Here is an 18,489-nt window from a genome sequence, read left to right as displayed (position 1 = left end):
GCGCGGCCCTGATGGGTCAGTTCATCTGCACAGCGTAAGCATCAGTAAAATAGGGAGCCGTCGTGAATACTACCGCCCATCTTGACTACCGAAGCCCGCCAGGCCCGCTACACGCGATCTTGCTTGCCGGCACCGTCCCGCTGTTTCTCGGCGCATTGCTGAGCGACATCACCTACTTTCAGACCTACCAGATTCAATGGAGCAACTTCGCCTCCTGGCTTATCGCCGGGGGGCTCGTGTTCTGCGGACTCGCCGTGCTGTTCGCGCTGGTCAATCTGATCCGGGCCGATCGCAAAGCCGGGCGCCCTGTGGTGTACCTCGTGTTGTTGGTGGTGACCTGGGCACTGGGACTCGTCAACGCCTTCGAACACGCCAAGGATGCCTTCGCCACCATGCCGTCGGGCCTCATTCTCTCCGCACTGACCACGCTGTTGATTGGCGTGACGGCGTGGCTGGGACTCACCAGCATCCGTTCGGGAGAAGGACAATGAGCCACTCGATCAAACTGACCGCGATCAGCATGGCGCTGCTGTTAAGCGGCTGCGGTGACGGAGGGGATGCCACCCAGGCCCTGGGGCCTGATCCGAAAATGCCGGCCCCCCAGCGCGGCCTTTTGCCCAACATGAAGATTGCAGAACCGGTCTTGTGGGACGATCAAAAGCCGACAGTCCCTGAGGGTTACAGCGTGACGGCCATCGCCGCCGACCTGCAGATTCCTCGCCAGACCCTCGTGCTGCCCAACGGCGATATTCTCGTGGCTGAAGGCCGTGGCGGAAGCGCCGCGAAGCTCAAACCCAAGGACGTCATCGCCGGCTATATCAAAGCTCAAGGCAACACCAAGGTCAAAGGCGGCAACCGCCTGACCTTGCTGCGCGATGCTGACGGTGACGGCGTCTACGAGACGAAGACGGTGTTCGCGGAGAACCTTAACGCGCCCTACGGCCTCGCGTTTGCCAACGGCAAACTGTACGTGGCCAACCAGGACGAACTGGTGCGTTTCGATTATGAAGAAGGCCAGACCAAAGCCGGCGGCCCGCCGATCAAAGTCACTGACCTTCCTGCTGAAATCAACCACCACTGGACCAAGTCACTGGCCGTCAGCGACGACGGGCGCACCTTGTACGTCGGCATCGGTTCGAACAGCAATGTCACCGAGCGCGGTATGGAGGTCGAACTCGACCGAGCGCGGGTCTGGCAAGTGGATGCCGAGACTGGGGCTCACAAGGCGTTCGCGACCGGCATCCGTAACCCGACGGCGCTGACCATCCAGCCGCAAACCGGGCAGTTATGGGCAGTCGTCAATGAACGCGATGAACTGGGCCCCGATCTGGTACCCGATTACCTGACCTCGGTTCGCGAAGGTGGATTTTATGGGTGGCCCTACAGCTATTGGGGTCAGAACGTCGACACGCGGGCCCAGCCGCAAAACCCGAAAATGGTCGCTGCCGCCATCAAACCCGACTACAGCCTCGGGTCCCACGCCGCTGCGCTGGGCGTGGATTTTTCCATCCCGGCGATGGGCGACAAGTACGCCGAAGGGGTGTTCATCGGCGAACACGGCAGTTGGAACCGGGAGAATCCGGTGGGCTACAAAGTTGTGTTCGTACCCTTCAGCAATGGCCGTCCGAACGGTGCGCCGATTGACTTCGCGACCGGCTTTCGGGGTGCCGACGGCAAAACCCGCGGCCGGCCAGTCGGCGTCACCGTGGACCCTCGCGGTGCACTGATAATCGCCGACGACCTGGCGAACACCGTGTGGCGGGTCACTCGCAATCGATGAAGCATGATTCCAGGCAGGGCAATCCTGCCTGGATATCTACAACATGAGGCCATCTTTTTTCACGAACTCTCGCATTGAGAAGAATGCGACGCGCGCCCGCCCCGCTCCCCCTTGGACTCACGCCAAAGATCAGGCCGGCAATTGCCCCTGACCGCTTTCGATGATTTTTGCGAAGTTCATGACGTTCTCGACGTACTTCGGATCGCCTATGCCGCCGGCGTCCGCGAGGTTGCCTTTGTTGACCTTGTCCGGGCCCGAGTTGTAGGCACGCAGTGCCGAATCCCAGTCACCGAACTCCTTCTTCTGGTCGCGCATGTACAGCGCGCCGGCCATGATGTTGTCGTGGGAGTTGTTGACGTCGGCGTTGCCGAGCTCTTTGGGGTTGTCTCGCTTGAGGGCGGCGAAGGTGTCGGCGTTGACCTGCATCACGCCGGCGTCAGTCTTGCCGTTGACGTTGGTGGTGTCCTGGCCCAACTGACCCCGTGACTCGGCCCAGATCTGCCCGGCCAGAATGCTCGGCGGCACGCCGGTGGCGCTTGAGGCCTCCATGATGTCCTTGCGGTAGTCTTCAAGCTGGGGCGGCAAGTGCAAATCCCCCGAGCCGCTGAGGGAGGTGTCGCTCGACACCGCGCCAGTGCTGGCGGCAGGCGAAGCGGCGGCTTGAGCAGCACCCGTGCCGGCACCTGCGCCTTCTGCACCACCGCCCGCCCCTTGCGCAGCGCCGCCCCCGCCGCCAGCCCCCTCGGTCGCGCCACCACCGCCTCCCCCGCCGCCGCCAGTCACCGCATTGTTCTGCGCAGCGGGATTACCGGTTTGATTGGGGTTGTTCTGCATCAGCATTTGCATCAACTGCAGGAGTAACGCCATGAGCTGCTGGGCAATGCCATTCTGATCCGCACCGCTGGCGAGGGGGTTGGCGGCGTCGGTTTTCGAGTCCTGGTTTCCAGGCGATCCGAAGTTGACCTGGGACTGCCCGGCATGGGCAAAGAGAATCGAGCTGGCGTCGAGGGCCTGACCGGCACCGCCGCCACCGCCCAGCGAATTACTCTGGCCAGGCTTGCCGCTCAGGGACGAAAAATCCGCGTGGGCGGCGGGATTGCTCAATGGCTGATTCTGGGAAATACCGATACTCATGATCACTTACCTCTTTCGGGTCAGGAAACATCAATGGGCTTTGGGGATGCCGAACTGATCGAGGACCGGGTCGACGTTGTGATCGAAGGCCTTCTGGGCTTTGTGCTTCTTGACGGCTTCGATGATGGCGGAGATGCCGAAACCCAGGGCCATGGCCGCGTCGGCGATCCAGCCGACCACCGGAATGGATGCGCCAATGGCCGCACCGGCCGCCAGGCCCGCTGCTTCACCCACGACCATGCCGGCAACGCGTCCGCCGACTTTCGCCGCCACCTCGCCCAGCCCCGCACGTCCGGCGGATTTGGCCACGGCGTCATAACCGGTCTTGGCGGCCGAAAGGCCTGACTTGGTACTGTCGTAAATCGTCTTGGCGGCATCGGTCTTGTCGCCGCGGGCGAGCATGTCCGAGACCGAGGCAAAGCCTGCTACCGAGCGCAGCGCTGAAGGCCCCATGTTTGAGGCCACTTGAGCCGCCATCGACGGCGCATGGTCTTTGTCGCCCTTGGCGTTTTCCAGCACCTTGCGACCACTCTTGGTGTCTTCCAGATGGTGGAAGGTCGAATCCACATAGCGCGATTGCTGGCTCTGCACGAAGGTGTTCGGCAGGACGCTGTCGTAGGCGGCCTTCTGCGCGTCGGCGGTCTGCAGCGCCTCTTCGCCATCGGCTTTCTTCTGATCGAGCAACTGCCTGACGGCGCCGCCTTCACTGAAGTTGCGCACGTACGAATCCTGAATCTTGCCCTGCAGATCAGGCCGCTGGCCGAGTACCTGCTGCTCGGTCGGCACGTTCGCGTCGTCGCCGAGCAGGTCTTTCTGCATCTGCAACTGCGCCGACAACCCGCCCAGGGCGCTGCTGTAATCGGCGTTCGGCTTGTCTTTTTTGGTGGCCTTGTCGGCCGTGCTCAGGTCCGCTTGCAGGGCCTCGCCACTGTTGACCCTCTGCATCTGCCGGGTGACGGCTTCCTGCAACGACGGCGTACTGTCGACCAGCGCCCGCGACTGCTGCGGTATCTGTTTGTCGAGAAATGCCTGCACGTCGGGATCGGCCTGTAATTGGCCGATCTTTTCGTTCAGCGCATCTTCGGTCTTGCCGGTCTTGCGCAGGTCCTGGCCGGCGACGACGCTCTGCTGGGTCTGTTGCAGCTTGACCATGACTGCGGCTTTCTGCTCGCCGCTGTAGGCCGATGGATTGTCGAAGACGTCTTTCCCCAGTTTGGAGATATCGACGTTGGCCACTGAGTTGAGCGTGGCCGCATCGCTGAGCACGCTGGCAAATTCGCCGCCGTTGGTGGGGGCCTGCTTCTTGATCCAGTCGCTGATGTTCTTGGCATTGAACAACTTGTCCGGGCTGTGAGCCGCCAGCGAGCGACCGCTCAGGCCACCCTGGTCGATCTGGGTGAGAAAACCGGGCTGCGACCAGGTTTTCGCTGCCTGCTTCAAGGGCCCGCCCAGGCCGGGGTTGTCGTTCTGAATCGCCTTGAGACCGTCGGCGCTGGTCAGGCCGTCGACCTTGGTTTTGCCGTCGGCGCCCAGCGCATGCTTGGGGTCGGCGGCTTTCGTCAGGGGTTCGTTGGCCCGCATCATCGCAGCGCTGCGGACCATTTCCAGGGATTGAGGGTCGGCGTCCGGATGGTCTTTCTGGTAGTTGGAGATGTCCTTGTCCGCGCTGTCGGCGGCTTTCTGCATGTTCTTGGCAAAGGCCTTGAGGTCGCCGTCGGTGATCTTGCCGTCCGCTTTGCCGCCGTGCTTGCCGGTATCGACCGCCGTTTTCAGCGACGGGTTGGCGTTGATGAAGTCCATGGCCTTGGCCGCGTCCGGGCCTTTTTCCGCGGCCATGCGTGCAGCGGCGATGGGCCGGTTCAGCTCTTTGGCGGCCTGATCGCGTTGATCCGCCGGCAGGTTGGCGACCATTGGCGCCCAACGCTCAAGCTCCTTGGGCGACGAGTATTTCGAGTCATCGAGAAACGCTGCTTCGGTGGATTTCGGCTCTTCGGCGGGTTTCGCCGCCTCGACGGGGGCTGCGGGTGCTGGGGCGTTGACTTGAGCCACGGGCTGGGGGTTGCCAGTGGCAACGGCACCGCCGGTGGGCGCGTTCTGCGCGGGTGCGTCGGGCGACGAGGTGGCGGACTCGGGCGACGATTGCGCCTGGCCCTTGAAGAGCTGAGTGAGCTGGTTCAGCAATGAAAGCAGCTGCTGTTCAGTGCTTTGAGCCTTGCCTGACGGGCTACCGCCGGCAAATGCACCGTTCGCCGGGGACGGCTGGGTCGAGGCGCCGAAGCGCACATTCGGATCGACCCCGCCCTTCAGCAACAGCGCCGATTTGGGGTCGGTCAGCGGCGATCCCAGGGCGGCATCGGCGCCGGCGGGTTGAGGGGCAACGCCGTTGTAGGGTGTGCTTGAGATACGCATGAAGTCGTCATCCGGGCATGAGGGATAGCGACTGTGTGGCTGATGCGCCGCGTCGGTTCCGATAAATGTTGCAGTTTGTTTCCCAACCACCGAGTGGGCAGCCAGTCTCACTGGATACGCGCAATGCTTTGCGTAGGACCGGCTTCAGCCGGGAAGAGGCCTGTGTGAACACCATCAACCCTGCGGCGTGGCGCCCGACGCCTTCCCGGCTGAAGCCAGTCCTACAAAGCCCGCGTTCCGTCAGTCCCGCTGGATGCACGCAATCTGCTTTAGTGGGACCGGCTTCAGCCGGGAAGACGCCTGCGTGAACACCATCAACCCTGCGGCGTGGTGCCCGACGCCTTTCCGGCTAAACCGGTCCTACAACTCGGCGGCGCCGCCAGTCTCACTGGATACGCGCAATGGTTTGCGTAGGACCGGCTTTAGCCGGGAACAGGCCTGTGTGAACACCATCAACCCTGCGGCGTGGCGCCCGACGCCTTCCCGGCTGAAGCCGGTCCCACAAAGTCCGCGTTCCGTCAGTCCCGCTGGATGCACGCGGTGCTTTGCGTAGGACCGGCTTTAGCCGGGAAGAGGCCTGTGTGAACACCATCAACCCTGCGGCGTGGCGCCCGACGCCTTCCCGGCTGAAGCCAGTCCCACAAAGTCCGCGTTCCGTCAGTCCCACTCGGCACTCAGCCAAACGGGTCCATCTGCCGCTTGAGTTGTTCCCTGGCCCGGGACAGGCGTGAGCGAACGGTGCCGATCGGCACGCCGAGGGACGACGCGGTTTCCTGATAATTGCCGTCCATTTCCAGCGACACCTCAATCACCCGCTGCATGTTCGACGGCAGCGTGCCGATCGCCCTGACGGCCTGCATCAACTGACGATGGCCGTCGACCTGATGGCCGATGTCGCCATGGCTATCGGGTTCGGAATGGGTGTGGTCTTCCCAGCTTTCCTGGTACGGCTGGCGATACATTTTGCGGAAGTGGTTGCGGATCAGGTTGAGCGCGATACCACACAGCCAGGTCTGGGGTTTGCTCGCGTGTTGAAACTTGTGTTCGCTGCGCAGCGCTTCCAGAAAGGTGCTCTGCAGAATGTCGTCGACATCTTCCGGGTTCATGACCCGCTTCTGAATGAAGCCGCGAATCATCTTGATCTGATCACTGGTCAGGTGACGTATCCCTTGGGCGGGACGGCGCACGGGGGAGTCAATGTCGAGAATCGCAAGGTTGGAAAACATCAGGGCTCTTCCTTGTTTTGAGTGTATTAGCCGTATAGCGATATGCGTGCCACCCCTCAAAAACCCATAAGCCATTGAATTTAGATGAATAAATAAATCTTCAGGCACAGCACTGTGCAAATCTTTGCGCGAACACGCTGTTTCTCGGACGAGATTTGGCACAGATCGGTCTGCTCCCACATCTGCGCACAAATAGATGGAACCGTTTGCCGCCGCGCTCCACTCAGGACCCATGACCAGGCCCCGAACCGAGCCATCCAGAGCCGACTTATGAAGATCGCCGCCCCCGTTGCCCCACAGGCATTGCAACCCCCTGCGATCACGCCGGCAAAAACGCAGGCGCCCGCGCCGCTGCATGTCAATCCGCCGAACGTCAACGGCACCTCGCCGCAACAGGTCGCGCGCTTCGCGTCGGCGCTGGTTCAGCAGAGCCGCAGCCTCAGCCAGCGGGAGCTGCTCGCCAGCGGCAACGCCCTGCAATCGCGGGCGGTGAAACTGGGCGAGCTGTATCAGCTGTTGATGGGCAGTCAGGACAAAGGCCTCGACGATGCCGCGCGTAACCTGCGCAAGCAGCTGCAAAAGCAGAACGCGTCGAGCCTCGCGCAGATTCTGAGTTACACAGACGGCGACCCGGCCAAGGCCCATGTGATGCTGCAAGCAGCGAGAAAGCAGGCCCAGGCCGACGGCGAAATGGGCGAACACGTGGTGCTGAGTCAGCAGCTCAAGCAACTGCGCCGTCAATACGGCAAACGCACCCGCGCGGGCATCAACAGCGCCAAGGCGTTTTCCCGGCCGACCTCGGAAAAGCGCCGCGGTGCCCTGCGCAACCTCTACAGCGTGGCGGTGGCCGGGCAGCAGAACATCACCGGGCTGATCGACGCGCTGATCAACGAGCAGGAAGAACCCGGCGAATTCGAGCTGAACCTGCGGGACATGCGCAGCGCCCTCGCCGACGATCTTTCATCGCTCACGCCGTCTACGTCGCCGCAGCAACTGCGCACCTTGATGCATGGCCTGAACACCGCCCGGCACGTCACCACCCTGCTGCGCAGTTGCGAGCATCTGCTGGGCCGCATGCGCAACAAGAACCCCGCGCTGCAAGTGGATGCAGCGGCCTTTCTCAAACACCTGCTGGCGCTGTCGGGCAAGGGCATGAACCTGGGCGAAACCCTGCAACTGACGCAACACATCGGCGGCAACCAGCTCAAGCATCAACTGGCGTTTCTCAACGGGCTGCGGCCCATGCTGCAACAGCTGCCGATTCTGCTCTGGCGCGACCTGAAAAGCCGCCAGAACGCCTTGGGCAACCTGCTCATTCTCATGGCCGAACTGACTCGGCAGGAACAGAACCAGCTCCAGGGGGGCCTCGCCTGATGGATCGTGTCATTAACCTGCTCAATTCGATCGCGCACGCCGCCATGCGCCGCTCGGAAATCGTCGGTGCGTTCGTGGTCATCGCCATCGTGTTCATGATGATCACGCCGCTGCCCACCGGGCTGGTGGACGTGCTGATCGCCATCAACATCTGCATCTCGTGCCTGTTGATCATGCTGGCGATGCACCTGCCGCGCCCGTTGGCGTTCTCGACGTTTCCGGCGGTGCTGCTGCTGACGACGATGTTTCGGCTGGCGCTGTCGATCTCCACCACGCGCCTGATCCTGCTCAACCAGGACGCCGGGCACATCGTCGAAGCGTTCGGCCAGTTCGTGGTCGGCGGCAACCTGGCGGTGGGCCTGGTGATCTTCCTGATCCTTACCGTGGTCAACTTTCTGGTGATCACCAAGGGGTCGGAGCGGGTGGCGGAAGTCGGCGCGCGGTTCACCCTCGACGCGATGCCAGGCAAGCAGATGTCCATCGACAGTGACCTGCGCGCCAACCTGATCAGCGTCCACGAAGCGCGCAAACGCCGCGCCGAACTGGGCAAGGAAAGCCAGCTGTTCGGCGCCATGGACGGGGCCATGAAGTTCGTCAACGGCGATGCCATCGCCAGCCTGATCATCGTCGCGATCAACATGATCGGCGGCATCGCCATCGGCGTGGTGCAGCACAACATGACCGCCGGCGACGCCTTGCAGGTCTACACCGTGCTGACCATCGGCGACGGCCTGATCGCGCAGATTCCGGCGCTGCTGATTTCGGTCACCTGCGGCATGATCATCACCCGCGTGCCCAGCGGTGAAAACGGCGTCGAAGCCAACATCGGCCGAGAGATCGCCGAGCAGATCACCAGCCAGCCCAAGGCGTGGATCATCGCGGCGGTGGCCATGCTGGGATTCGCCGCACTACCGGGCATGCCGACGGCGGTGTTCGTGGTCATCTCGATCATCTGCGGGGTCGGCGGCCTGCTCCAGCTGCACCGCGCCAAGCCCAAGGCCGAGCTTGCCCAGGCCGTGGCCGTCGCGCCGGAAATGAACGGCCGCGAAGACCTGCGCACCTTCTCTCCCAGCCGCCAGTTCGTGCTGCATTTTCACCCCAGCCAGAACCCGGCGCAGATCGAAGCGCTGGTCAGCGAAATCCGTCAGCGACGCAACCGGCTGGTGGTGCAATACGGCCTGACCCTGCCCTCCTTCATCATCGAAACCAGCGAGCTGCTGCCACCGGACGAGTTTCGTTTTTCGGTTTACGAAGTGCCGCTGCTTCGGGCCACGCTCAGCCAGACCCACGTCGCGGTGGACGCGCGCTCGGTAGAAGGCTTGCCGGAGTCGGCCTCGCTGGAATCGGCCGTGCACGGCAGCGTTGAGCGCGAAGAAGCTCAGTGGTTGTGGCTGCCGACCGATTCGCCGCAATTGCAGCATGGGGACGTCGAGCGCATCGACGCGACCACGCTGATCATTGAGCGCATGGAACGCGCGCTGCAGTCGTGCGGGCCGCAGTTCATCGGCCTGCAGGAAACCAAGGCGATCCTCGGCTGGCTGGAATCGGAGCAGCCGGAGCTTGCCCAGGAAATGCAGCGCGTGCTGCCGCTGGCGCGCTTCTCGGCGGTGCTGCAACGCCTGGCCTCGGAGTGCGTGCCGCTGCGGGCGATCCGGGTGATCGCCGAAACCCTGATCGAGCACGGACAGCACGAGCGTGAAGTCACGGTGCTCGCCGACTACGTCCGCATCGCCCTGAAGTCGCAGATCTACCACCAGTACTCCGGCCCTGAGGGTTTGCTGGTCTGGGTCCTGACGCCGGAAAGCGAAGGCATTCTGCGCGACGGCCTGCGCCAGACCCAGACCGAAACCTTCTTCGCGCTGGACAACGAAACCAGCCAGCTGCTGGTGCAGCAGCTGCACATCGCCTTCCCCCTGCGCAGCGCCCAGCGCGCCGTGTTGCTGGTCGCCCAGGATTTGCGCAGCCCGCTGCGCACCCTGCTGCAGGAGGAGTTCTATCACGTGCCGGTGCTGTCGTTTGCCGAGATCAGCAACGCGGCGCAGGTCAAGGTGCTGGGGCGCTTCGACCTGGAAGACGACTTCGAGAGCGATCACGAAGACGACCCGCACGCGCTGGATAACGAGTACGCCGCTTGAGTGCCTGGAGAGCGTCACATGTTTGAATTACGCGTATTGACCGGCCTGCACCAGGGCGCCGCGCTGCCGCTGGTGGGTGAGCAATGGGGCATTGGCGCTGACGCCGATCAGGATCTGGCGCTGCACGATCCCGGCGTCGAACAGCTGCACTGCCGCCTGCAACGCCAGGGCGAAGACTGGCGGCTCGACGCGGCCGACGGCGCCGTGGCCGATGAAGAAGGCCACCTTCATGGGAGCACCCTGCTCACCCCCAACACCGCTTTTGTGCTGGGTTCGGTCTGGCTGTGCGTGTCCCCGGCCGAGGACCCCTGGCCTTCGCTGCCGGCGGTGATTCCTCAAGCGCAGTCCGAACAGACGGCACAGACCGAAGCGCCGGCCAGCGCGCCGCTGGAGAAGGTCGAGTCTCGCTCACGCTTCTTCAACCGCACCACCGGCGTGGTCATCGGCCTGTTGCTGGGCATTGCCGGCAGCGCCTGGAGCCTGAGCCGCAGCGCCGCACCCGCTTCGGAGCAACTGGCGATCAGCTCCCCTGCGCAGCAGCTCGCACAGCAGGCCAGGCCTTCGAGCGAGAAGAGCAAACCGACCGAAGCAGCCGCCAAAAAGCGCATCCGGCTGACCAGCATCCATGACGTCAAACGCCAGCTCAACACCATGCTCAGCGAACGACTGCTGAGCGACGTCACCGTGGAGCAGACGCCCGAGGGCCTGGCGTTGAGCGGCAATCTCAAGCCGGAATCGCAGCTGGTGTATCAGCGCATGCTGCAGCGTTTCAAGGACCGCTATGACACGCCGGTCGCGTTGATCGACAACGTCGCCGCCGGCACCAGTGGCCTGCCGTTCACCATCGTGCAGATCATGTCCGGGCCCCACGCCCACCTGGTCACGGCGGACGGTCGCCGGCTGTACGTCGGCGACGAACTGGCCGGGCTGCGCCTGACCCGCATCGATGACAACCGCATCCAGTTCGACGGCGACCGCCACTACGAGGTGAGCTGGTGAACGCGGCGCTGGATCAATGGAAATCCGCCCACCTTCAGCGCCTGAAGGGCTTTTCGGCGGTGAAAGTCAGCGGCCGTGTCAGTGCCGTCAGCGGCATTTTGCTGGAGTGCCAGATCCCCGCAGCCAAGGTCGGTGACCTGTGTGAAGTGAGCAAATCCGACGGCAGCACCATGCTCGCGGAAATCGTCGGTTTCACCCGCGACTGCACGTTGCTCAGTGCCCTCGGCACTCCGGACGGGATTCAGGTCGGCGCGCACATCCGGCCCCTGGGCATGGCCCACCGCATCGGCGTCGATGACCGTTTGCTGGGCAGCGTGCTCGACGGTTTCGGTCGCCCGCTGCTGGGGGATTCAGAAGGCGCATTCGCCGGGCCCGGTGATCGCCGCGTGACCCTGCCGGTGATCGCCGACGCCCTGCCGCCGACCCAGCGGCCGCGGATCAGCCGGGCATTGCCCACGGGCGTGCGCGCCATCGACAGCGCGATTCTGCTCGGCGAAGGCCAGCGCGTCGGCTTGTTCGCCGGCGCCGGTTGCGGCAAGACCACCTTGATGGCCGAACTGGCGCGCAACATGGACTGCGACGTCATCGTCTTCGGCCTGATCGGCGAGCGGGGCCGTGAGCTGCGCGAGTTTCTCGACCACGAACTGGACGCCACCTTGCGCGCACGCTCGGTGCTGGTCTGCGCCACCTCCGACCGTTCCAGCATGGAGCGCGCCCGCGCGGCCTTCACCGCCACCGCCATCGCTGAAGCCTTTCGCGAGCGCGGCCTGAAGGTGTTGTTGCTGCTCGACTCCCTGACCCGGTTCGCCCGGGCCCAGCGCGAGATCGGTATTGCCGCCGGCGAACCCCTCGGCCGTGGCGGCCTGCCGCCTTCGGTCTACACCCTGCTGCCGCGCCTGGTTGAACGGGCCGGCATGAGCGAAAAAGGCTCGATCACGGCGCTCTATACCGTGCTGATCGAACAGGATTCCATGAACGACCCGGTCGCCGACGAGGTGCGTTCGCTGCTCGACGGCCACATCGTGCTGTCGCGCAAACTGGCCGAGCGCGGGCATTACCCGGCCATCGACGTGCAGGCCAGCATCAGCCGGATCATCAGCAACGTCACCGGACGCGAGCACCAGCAGGCGAACAACCGGTTGCGTCGCTTGATGGCCGCGTACAAGCAGGTGGAAATGCTCCTGCGCCTGGGCGAATACCAGCCCGGCAGCGACCCGGTGACCGATTGCGCCGTGCGGCTGAACGAGCCGATCAACGCGTTTCTGCGCCAGGACCTGCGCGAACCGGTGCCGCTGCAAGAGACCCTGGCCGCACTGATGCAACTCACCTCGCAACTGCCGGAGTAGTCGCGTGGAAGAAGCGCTCGAAGTCGATCCGCAAACCCTCGCCATGGAGCAGGTCATCAGCGTGCTCACGCCTTTGCGTCAGCATCGCCAGGCCAGCGCCGAACGGGCGCAGCGGCAGGCGCAGAAAACCCTGGAGCAGATGCACGAACACCTGCAACAGACTCGCGATTCCTACGCGCAGGAACGCCATAACCAGCGTGAACGCCGGCAGGTATTGAGCAGCGCCCACGTCAACAAAGCAATGTCGCTGGACGACCTCGAACGCTGGCACGAGAAGGAAAACCGCATGCTCGACCGGCTCGCCTATATCCGCCAGGACATGGCTCGCCAGGCGTTGGGTATCGACGAACAGCAGCAGCGTCTGGCCCAGGCAAAAGACGCGGCGAAAGCGTCCCAACGCGCCGTGGAAAAACTTGCCTGCCTGGCCGAGGCCCTCAACGAACAAGGTGAATCGTCATGAACAGCCCGGTGCAACACCCGCCTCGCCCGCAACCGCAGCCCCGCGCTGAACCGCCCCGTACGCCCTCTCCGGCTTCCCCAAGTGAAACGCGCCAGCCGCAGCCCAACGTGCGTCGCGCCGATGCCGAACGCCTGCGCCGGCTGTGCGATGAATCCGCTTCGCCTGCGTCGTTGAGTGCGGACGGGATGTTTTTCTCCCAACTGCTGGTGCCGCCGGTGACGGAAGATCAAAGCGAATCGGGTTTCGCCGGCAGCAGTTTCAGCACGTTGTTCCCCGCTGAAGGCGTGCCGACGCAGCTCATCGACGAGCTCGCCCAACGCCTGCCCCAACAGCCGGACGGCCCGTTGAGCCTGACCTTGCTGATGCCCAATCTGGGCAAGGTGCAGGTCAACGCCAACAAGCGCGACAACCAGTGGAGCATCGAGCTGGGTTTCGCCCGACGGGGCGTGCTGAAACGCTTGCAGCCCCATCAACGCAACTGCGAAAGCGCGCTGGAACAGGCGCTGGGCTGTGACGTTGATCTGTCGTTGCACGAGGAGGCGGCAACATGAACCCGGATATAAATTCGGACGTGAGCAACGTGGACATGGCTGGATTGGACGTGAACCCCCTGAACATCAGCCGCCCGAACCCTGTAGGACTGGCTTTAGCCGGGAACCCGTCGTTCAGTCGGCTGACACTGCGGGAAGTCAGCGCCGACGTCGCCGAGGCCTCGCGTTTGCTGGGCGCCGGCGTGAGCTGCAGCTACACCGCCCAGGGCCAGCGCGGCGAACTGACCCTGCGATTGATAGCCGACGATGCAAACCGGGATGGCCCGCCCTTGGCAGGACCGGCTTCAGCCGGGACCAGGTCGTCGCTGACCTGGTTCGACAGCGCCATCGGCCCCTTCGCCCTGAGCGACGCCGAAGCAGTGCTCAGTTTGCTGGGCGAACTGCCGGTTACCCTCGGCGGCGAGCACCAGCCGTGGTACTGGCAATTGGTGAATCAACGCATGAATACCGAACTGGCGGAACTGCTTTGCCCCTTGCGGCCACTCAGCGATATCACTGCGCTGTCCGTTGATGGCCAACGCCCGGCTACCGCGCCGATGACCTGCCGATTGCACCTGCGGCTGGGTTCGCAGGTGTTGCACGCACAGCTCTGCGCCGACGCGCGGGTCATGCTGCAACTGCTCGGCAGCCACCACTGGCAGCCGCACCGGCAGAACGTCGCGCAGGACTGGCCCATCCGCCAGCCGCTGGTGCTGGGCGAGCTGTCGTTGAGCCTCGACCAGTTGGCGTCGTTGCAACCGGGGGACGTGCTGCTGCCGTCTTTGTGTCATTTCGACGAGGAAGGCGGCGGGCGCCTGCAACTGGCGGGTCGGCAATGGGCAGTGCAGACGGACAGCCGCGCAGAGCAGCTGTATGTACGGTTCAGCCACGAGGAAGACTTGGGACATGGTCAATGAAGAATTGTACGAAGACGAGATCGAGGATCTTGCCGACGATGAGTCAATTGAGCCACCGCTGAATCAGGCGCCGGATCAGAGTAGGACCGGCTTCAGCCGGGAAGCTTTTGAGGACCCTGGACATCACGGCGCCCCCGAATATCAATCCACTGAAAACGAGTGGCAGGATGAAACCGCCGCCGTTGGCTACGCGGACGATTCTTACGAGCCTCAATCAACAGAAATCCACCCCTCCCTCGATTCCCTCGATCAACTGCCGCTGGCCCTGACCCTGCGCTGCGGCAGCCTCGAACTGACCCTCGGCGACCTGCGCCGCGTCGCTGCCGGCACCGTATTACCGGTCAACGGCGTCACGCCGGGCTTCGCCACCCTGTGCCATGGCGATCGCATCGTCGCGGAGGGCGAGCTGGTCAGCGTCGAGGGCCGGCTCGGTCTGCAGATCACCCGCATGGCGTCCCGCCCATGATCATGGACGGGATGAACCCGGTGATGCTGGCGCTGTTCCTCGGCGCCCTGTCGTTGATTCCGTTTCTTTTGATCGTCTGCACGGCCTTTCTCAAGATCTCCATGACCCTGCTGATTACCCGCAACGCCATCGGCGTGCAGCAAGTGCCGCCGAACATGGCGCTGTACGGCATCGCCCTGGCCGCGACCATGTTCGTCATGGCCCCCGTCGCCCACGAAATCCAGCAGCGGGTTCACGACCGCCCGCTGGAGATGGGCAGCACCGAGAAATTGCAGGCCAGCGCCAACACCGTCATCGAGCCGTTGCAACGGTTCATGAGCCGTAACACCGACCCGGAAGTCGTTGCCCACCTGCTCGACAACACCCAGCGCATGTGGCCCAAGGACATGGCCGATCAGGCCAGCAAAAGCGACCTGCTGCTGGCCGTCCCCGCCTTCGTCCTGTCCGAGTTGCAGGCCGGTTTTCAGATCGGCTTTCTGATCTACATCCCGTTCATCGTCATCGACCTGATCGTCTCCAACCTGCTGCTGGCGCTGGGCATGCAGATGGTCTCGCCGATGACCATTTCGCTGCCGCTCAAACTGCTGCTGTTCGTGCTGGTGCAAGGCTGGACGCGCCTGCTCGACAGCCTTTTCTACTCGTACATGTGAGGCGGTGATGGAAGCGCTGGCGTTGTTCAAGCAGGGCATGTTTCTGGTGGTGATTCTCACGGCGCCGCCGTTGGGGGTCGCCGTGCTGGTCGGCGTCATCACTTCGCTGCTGCAGGCCTTGATGCAGATCCAGGACCAGACCCTGCCCTTCGGCATCAAGCTCGCCGCCGTCGGCCTGACCCTGGCCATGACCGGGCGCTGGATCGGTGTCGAGTTGATCCAGTTCATCAACCTGGCCTTCGACCTGATCGCCCGGTCCGGCGGCGCGCACTAGATGCCCTTCGACGCCCAGGGCCTGTTCGAACTGATGCTGGGCATGGGCCTGGCGGCGGCGCGCATCCTGCCGTGCATGATTCTGGTGCCGGCATTCTGCTTCAAATACCTCAAGGGCCCGCTGCGTTACGCGGTGGTGCTGGTGGTGTCGATGGTGCCGGCGCCGAGCATCAGCCGCGCGCTGTCGGGGATGAATGACGACTGGTTTTCCATCGGCGCGCTGCTGCTCAAAGAGGCCGTACTCGGCACCCTCCTCGGCCTGTTGCTGTACGCGCCGTTCTGGATGTTCGCCTCGGTGGGCGCGCTGCTCGACAGCCAGCGCGGCGCCTTGAGCGGCGGTCAGCTGAACCCGGCGCTGGGGCCTGACGCGACGCCGCTGGGCGAGCTGTTTCAGGAAACGTTGATCATGCTGGTGATCCTGTCCGGCGGGTTGTCGCTGATCACGCAGGTGATCTGGGACAGCTATCAGGTCTGGCCGCCCACCGCCTGGCTACCCGGCATGACTGTCGACGGCCTGGACCTGTTTCTCGAACAGCTCAACCAGACCCTCCAGCACATGATGCTCTACGCCGCACCGTTCATTGGTTTGTTGCTGTTGATCGAGGCCGCGCTGGCGATCATCGGCCTGTACGCGCAGCAACTGAACGTGTCGATCCTGGCCATGCCGGCCAAGAGCATGGCGGGCATCGCGTTCCTGCTCATCTACCTGCCGACGCTGCTGGAACTGGGCAACGGCCAGATCATGCAACTCGCCGACCTGAAGCATTTGCTCGGTCAACTGGTGCATATGCCGTGAGCGAAAAAACCGAAAAAGCCACGCCCAAACAGGTGCGCGACGCCCGCGAAAAGGGTCAGGTCGGGCAAAGCCAGGACCTGAGCAAACTACTGGTGCTGCTGGTCGTCAGCGAAGTGACCCTGGGCCTGGCGGACGAAAGTGTCGCGCGCTTGCTGAACTTGCTGAACCTGTCGTTCAAAGGGGTTGGCCAGCCCTTCATGCACACCGTCGAGCAGGTCGCCAGCGAGGGCGCAAGCGTGTTGATCGGCTTCATCCTGAGCAGTGTCGGCATCGCGATGCTGATGCGGCTGGTGGGCAGCTGGATACAGATCGGGTTCCTGTTTGCGCCCAAGGCATTGAAGCTGGACTTCAACAAGCTCAACCCCTTCGCCCACGCCAAGCAGATGTTCTCGGCGCAGAGCCTGACGACCTTGCTGCTCAGCATTTTGAAAGCCACGGCCATCGCCGTGACGCTGTACGTGGTGGTGAAGCCGTCGCTGGGCACGCTGATTTTGCTGTCGAGCACGGACCTGACGACGTATTGGCATGCGCTGTTGCAGGTGTTCCGGCACATTTTGCGGGCGACGCTGGGGTTGCTGTTGGTCATCGGCGCGGTGGACTTTGCGCTGCAGAAGTATTTCCACGCGAAGAAGCTGCGGATGAGCCACGAGGACATCAAGAAGGAGTACAAGCAGGCCGAGGGTGACCCACACGTGAAGGGGCATCGTCGGCAGCTGGCCCATGAGTTGTTGAACCAGGCACCGACTGCGCCGGCCAAGCCGGTGGAGGATGCGGACATGGTGGTGGTGAATCCGACGCATTATGCGGTGGCGTTGTATTACCGGCCGGGCACGACGCCGCTGCCGCAGATTCATTGCAAGGGTGAGGATGATGAGGCGCTGGCGTTGATTGCGAGGGCGAAGAAGGCGGGGATTCCGGTGGTGCAGAGTATCTGGCTGGCGCGGACGCTTTATAAGGTCAAGGCCGGCAAGTACATCCCGCGCACGACGCTGTTGGCGGTGGCGAATATTTATCAGATCGTGCGGCAGCTTGAGGACGTTCCGTACGAGGTCATTCGAATTGACGATGTTTGATCAGGATCAAGATCAACAGCGTCTGCCTGGGGGCAGACTGTTTCGCCTTCGGCGAGTTACTTGATAAAGCCCCAAGTAACCAAGGGCTTGTGCTCCTGGTTGGGCTCCTCCTTCGTCGGAGTACCCTCACTCCGGTCCCGCTCCGTGGGCCCGCGCCGAACGGGCATCCATGCCCTGACGGCGCTCTCGCCGCATCCATGCGGCTCGACCCACTGCGCGAGACCTGCGTTCAGCCTGCACCCAAGTCGCGTTTTGTGTCGTTTGGACTTCTTGCGTAGAAGATCAAAAGCAAAAGCAAAGGCAAAGGCTTCCCGGCTGAAGCCGGTCCTACGGGAGGCACCGTCAGTCCTACAGGTTGTCCGCGTTGCTTTTTAGTGGGACCGGCGGCGCTCCCCGTAGGACTGGCTTCAGCCGGGAAGAGGCCGGTGGGTGCGCCATCAATTTTGCGGCGTCTCTGATCGTTTCCACACGCCGCGTATTTGTGGGTGCTAGCTTGCTCGCGAGGCATTGGTACATCCGCCGGATAGTTGGTGTTTGCAATACAGCATTCGCGAGCAAGCTCGACTCCCACAGGACCGGCGTCCGACCGAAAATTTCCACCGCGCATCTACCCTCGGGAGGTGACGCGGAGCGTCACAGGCTGCATTCCCAAGCGGAGCGTGGGAACGATCAAATATCAGCGCCTGAGCGGGTCTCTTCCCGGCTAAAGCCGGTCCCACAAAAAAGCAGCGCGTGCATCCAGTGAAATGGGTGGTGGCCACACTGGCCTCTTCCCGGCTAAAGCCGGTCCTACTAAGCGTAAGCGCGCTTTTGATCTTCCTACGCAAAAGGCTCAGTCACCGCCAATCGCGACTTGGGTGCAGGCTGAACGCAGGTCTCGCTCCGTGGGCCGAGCGGCATGGATGCCGCGAGAGCCGCCCC

17 protein-coding genes are annotated in these 18,489 nt (G+C 63.3%); 14 read left to right on the top strand and 3 right to left on the bottom strand.

Annotation, left to right across the window (positions count from 1 at the left end; translation table 11 throughout):
- Nucleotides 1–62 precede the first annotated feature (62 nt).
- Both QWI18_RS17775 and QWI18_RS17770 read left to right on the top strand, forming a co-directional pair.
- Complete coding sequence (locus QWI18_RS17775) at nt 63–491, top strand: DUF2231 domain-containing protein (RefSeq protein WP_369319409.1); 429 nt, start codon at nt 63–65, stop codon at nt 489–491.
- The gene (locus tag QWI18_RS17770) at nt 488–1,780 is read left to right on the top strand and encodes a sorbosone dehydrogenase family protein (protein WP_369319408.1); all 1,293 of its coding nucleotides are present in this window, start codon (nt 488–490) and stop codon (nt 1,778–1,780) included. Before QWI18_RS17775 ends, QWI18_RS17770 begins: the two co-directional genes overlap by 4 nt.
- Before the next feature lie 129 nt (nt 1,781–1,909).
- On the opposite strand, the gene QWI18_RS17765 is transcribed toward QWI18_RS17770, so the two are convergent.
- The 3 genes from QWI18_RS17765 to QWI18_RS17755 all read right to left on the bottom strand — a co-directional run bounded on the left by QWI18_RS17765 (nt 1,910) and on the right by QWI18_RS17755 (nt 6,549).
- Entirely contained in the window at nt 1,910–2,773 is an 864-nt protein-coding gene (locus QWI18_RS17765; protein ID WP_369319487.1) for a transglycosylase SLT domain-containing protein, read from the bottom strand.
- Between the two features lie 171 nt (nt 2,774–2,944).
- On the bottom strand, nt 2,945–5,323 hold the full coding sequence (locus QWI18_RS17760) for a type III effector HrpK domain-containing protein (protein WP_369319407.1): 2,379 nt from the start codon (nt 5,321–5,323) through the stop codon (nt 2,945–2,947).
- A gap of 674 nt (nt 5,324–5,997) precedes the next feature.
- Nucleotides 5,998–6,549, bottom strand: a complete 552-nt coding sequence (locus QWI18_RS17755) for an RNA polymerase sigma factor (RefSeq protein ID WP_065989250.1) — start codon at nt 6,547–6,549, stop codon at nt 5,998–6,000.
- Nucleotides 6,550–6,819: 270 nt separating this feature from the next.
- Here QWI18_RS17755 and sctW point away from each other — a divergent pair, with 270 nt between their 5' ends.
- Genes sctW through sctU form a run of 12 tightly spaced genes read left to right on the top strand, consistent with a single transcriptional unit; the run spans nt 6,820 to nt 17,568 of the window.
- The gene (sctW, locus tag QWI18_RS17750; protein WP_192134504.1) at nt 6,820–7,923 is read left to right on the top strand and encodes a type III secretion system gatekeeper subunit SctW; all 1,104 of its coding nucleotides are present in this window, start codon (nt 6,820–6,822) and stop codon (nt 7,921–7,923) included.
- Complete coding sequence (gene sctV / locus QWI18_RS17745) at nt 7,923–10,058, top strand: type III secretion system export apparatus subunit SctV (RefSeq protein ID WP_296313206.1); 2,136 nt, start codon at nt 7,923–7,925, stop codon at nt 10,056–10,058. Before sctW ends, sctV begins: the two co-directional genes overlap by 1 nt.
- An 18-nt stretch (nt 10,059–10,076) precedes the next feature.
- Nucleotides 10,077–11,057, top strand: coding sequence for a type III secretion system inner membrane ring subunit SctD (gene sctD, locus QWI18_RS17740; protein WP_369319406.1), 981 nt, complete (start codon nt 10,077–10,079; stop codon nt 11,055–11,057).
- Complete coding sequence (locus QWI18_RS17735) at nt 11,054–12,403, top strand: FliI/YscN family ATPase (protein WP_065989242.1); 1,350 nt, start codon at nt 11,054–11,056, stop codon at nt 12,401–12,403. Before sctD ends, QWI18_RS17735 begins: the two co-directional genes overlap by 4 nt.
- A 4-nt stretch (nt 12,404–12,407) precedes the next feature.
- On the top strand, nt 12,408–12,863 hold the full coding sequence (locus QWI18_RS17730; protein WP_369319405.1) for a type III secretion protein: 456 nt from the start codon (nt 12,408–12,410) through the stop codon (nt 12,861–12,863).
- The gene (locus QWI18_RS17725) at nt 12,860–13,414 is read left to right on the top strand and encodes a type III secretion system HrpP C-terminal domain-containing protein (RefSeq protein WP_065989235.1); all 555 of its coding nucleotides are present in this window, start codon (nt 12,860–12,862) and stop codon (nt 13,412–13,414) included. The genes QWI18_RS17730 and QWI18_RS17725 overlap by 4 nt, the downstream gene beginning before the upstream one ends.
- Entirely contained in the window at nt 13,411–14,310 is a 900-nt protein-coding gene (locus QWI18_RS17720; protein ID WP_369319404.1) for a type III secretion system protein, read from the top strand. Before QWI18_RS17725 ends, QWI18_RS17720 begins: the two co-directional genes overlap by 4 nt.
- Nucleotides 14,300–14,776 carry a FliM/FliN family flagellar motor switch protein gene (locus QWI18_RS17715; protein ID WP_369319403.1) on the top strand — a complete coding sequence of 159 codons (477 nt, stop codon included), beginning with the start codon at nt 14,300–14,302 and terminating at the stop codon, nt 14,774–14,776. Before QWI18_RS17720 ends, QWI18_RS17715 begins: the two co-directional genes overlap by 11 nt.
- Nucleotides 14,773–15,426: a type III secretion system export apparatus subunit SctR gene (sctR, locus tag QWI18_RS17710; protein WP_065989234.1), complete on the top strand. Its 654-nt coding sequence runs from the start codon at nt 14,773–14,775 to the stop codon at nt 15,424–15,426. The genes QWI18_RS17715 and sctR overlap by 4 nt, the downstream gene beginning before the upstream one ends.
- Nucleotides 15,427–15,433: 7 nt before the next feature.
- On the top strand, nt 15,434–15,700 hold the full coding sequence (gene sctS / locus QWI18_RS17705) for a type III secretion system export apparatus subunit SctS (RefSeq protein ID WP_065989232.1): 267 nt from the start codon (nt 15,434–15,436) through the stop codon (nt 15,698–15,700).
- A complete protein-coding gene (gene sctT, locus QWI18_RS17700; RefSeq protein WP_065989230.1) occupies nt 15,701–16,495 on the top strand; it encodes a type III secretion system export apparatus subunit SctT in 795 nt (264 codons plus the stop codon).
- Complete coding sequence (gene sctU / locus QWI18_RS17695; protein WP_369319402.1) at nt 16,492–17,568, top strand: type III secretion system export apparatus subunit SctU; 1,077 nt, start codon at nt 16,492–16,494, stop codon at nt 17,566–17,568. The genes sctT and sctU overlap by 4 nt, the downstream gene beginning before the upstream one ends.
- Nucleotides 17,569–18,489 lie beyond the last annotated feature (921 nt).

The sequence above is a fragment of the Pseudomonas sp. W2Oct36 genome (assembly GCF_041060465.1).
Taxonomy (GTDB): Bacteria; Pseudomonadota; Gammaproteobacteria; order Pseudomonadales; family Pseudomonadaceae; genus Aquipseudomonas; species Aquipseudomonas graminis_B.
The sequence above is the reverse complement of the archived record's forward strand: the minus strand, read 5'-3'. Positions and strand labels throughout refer to the sequence as shown.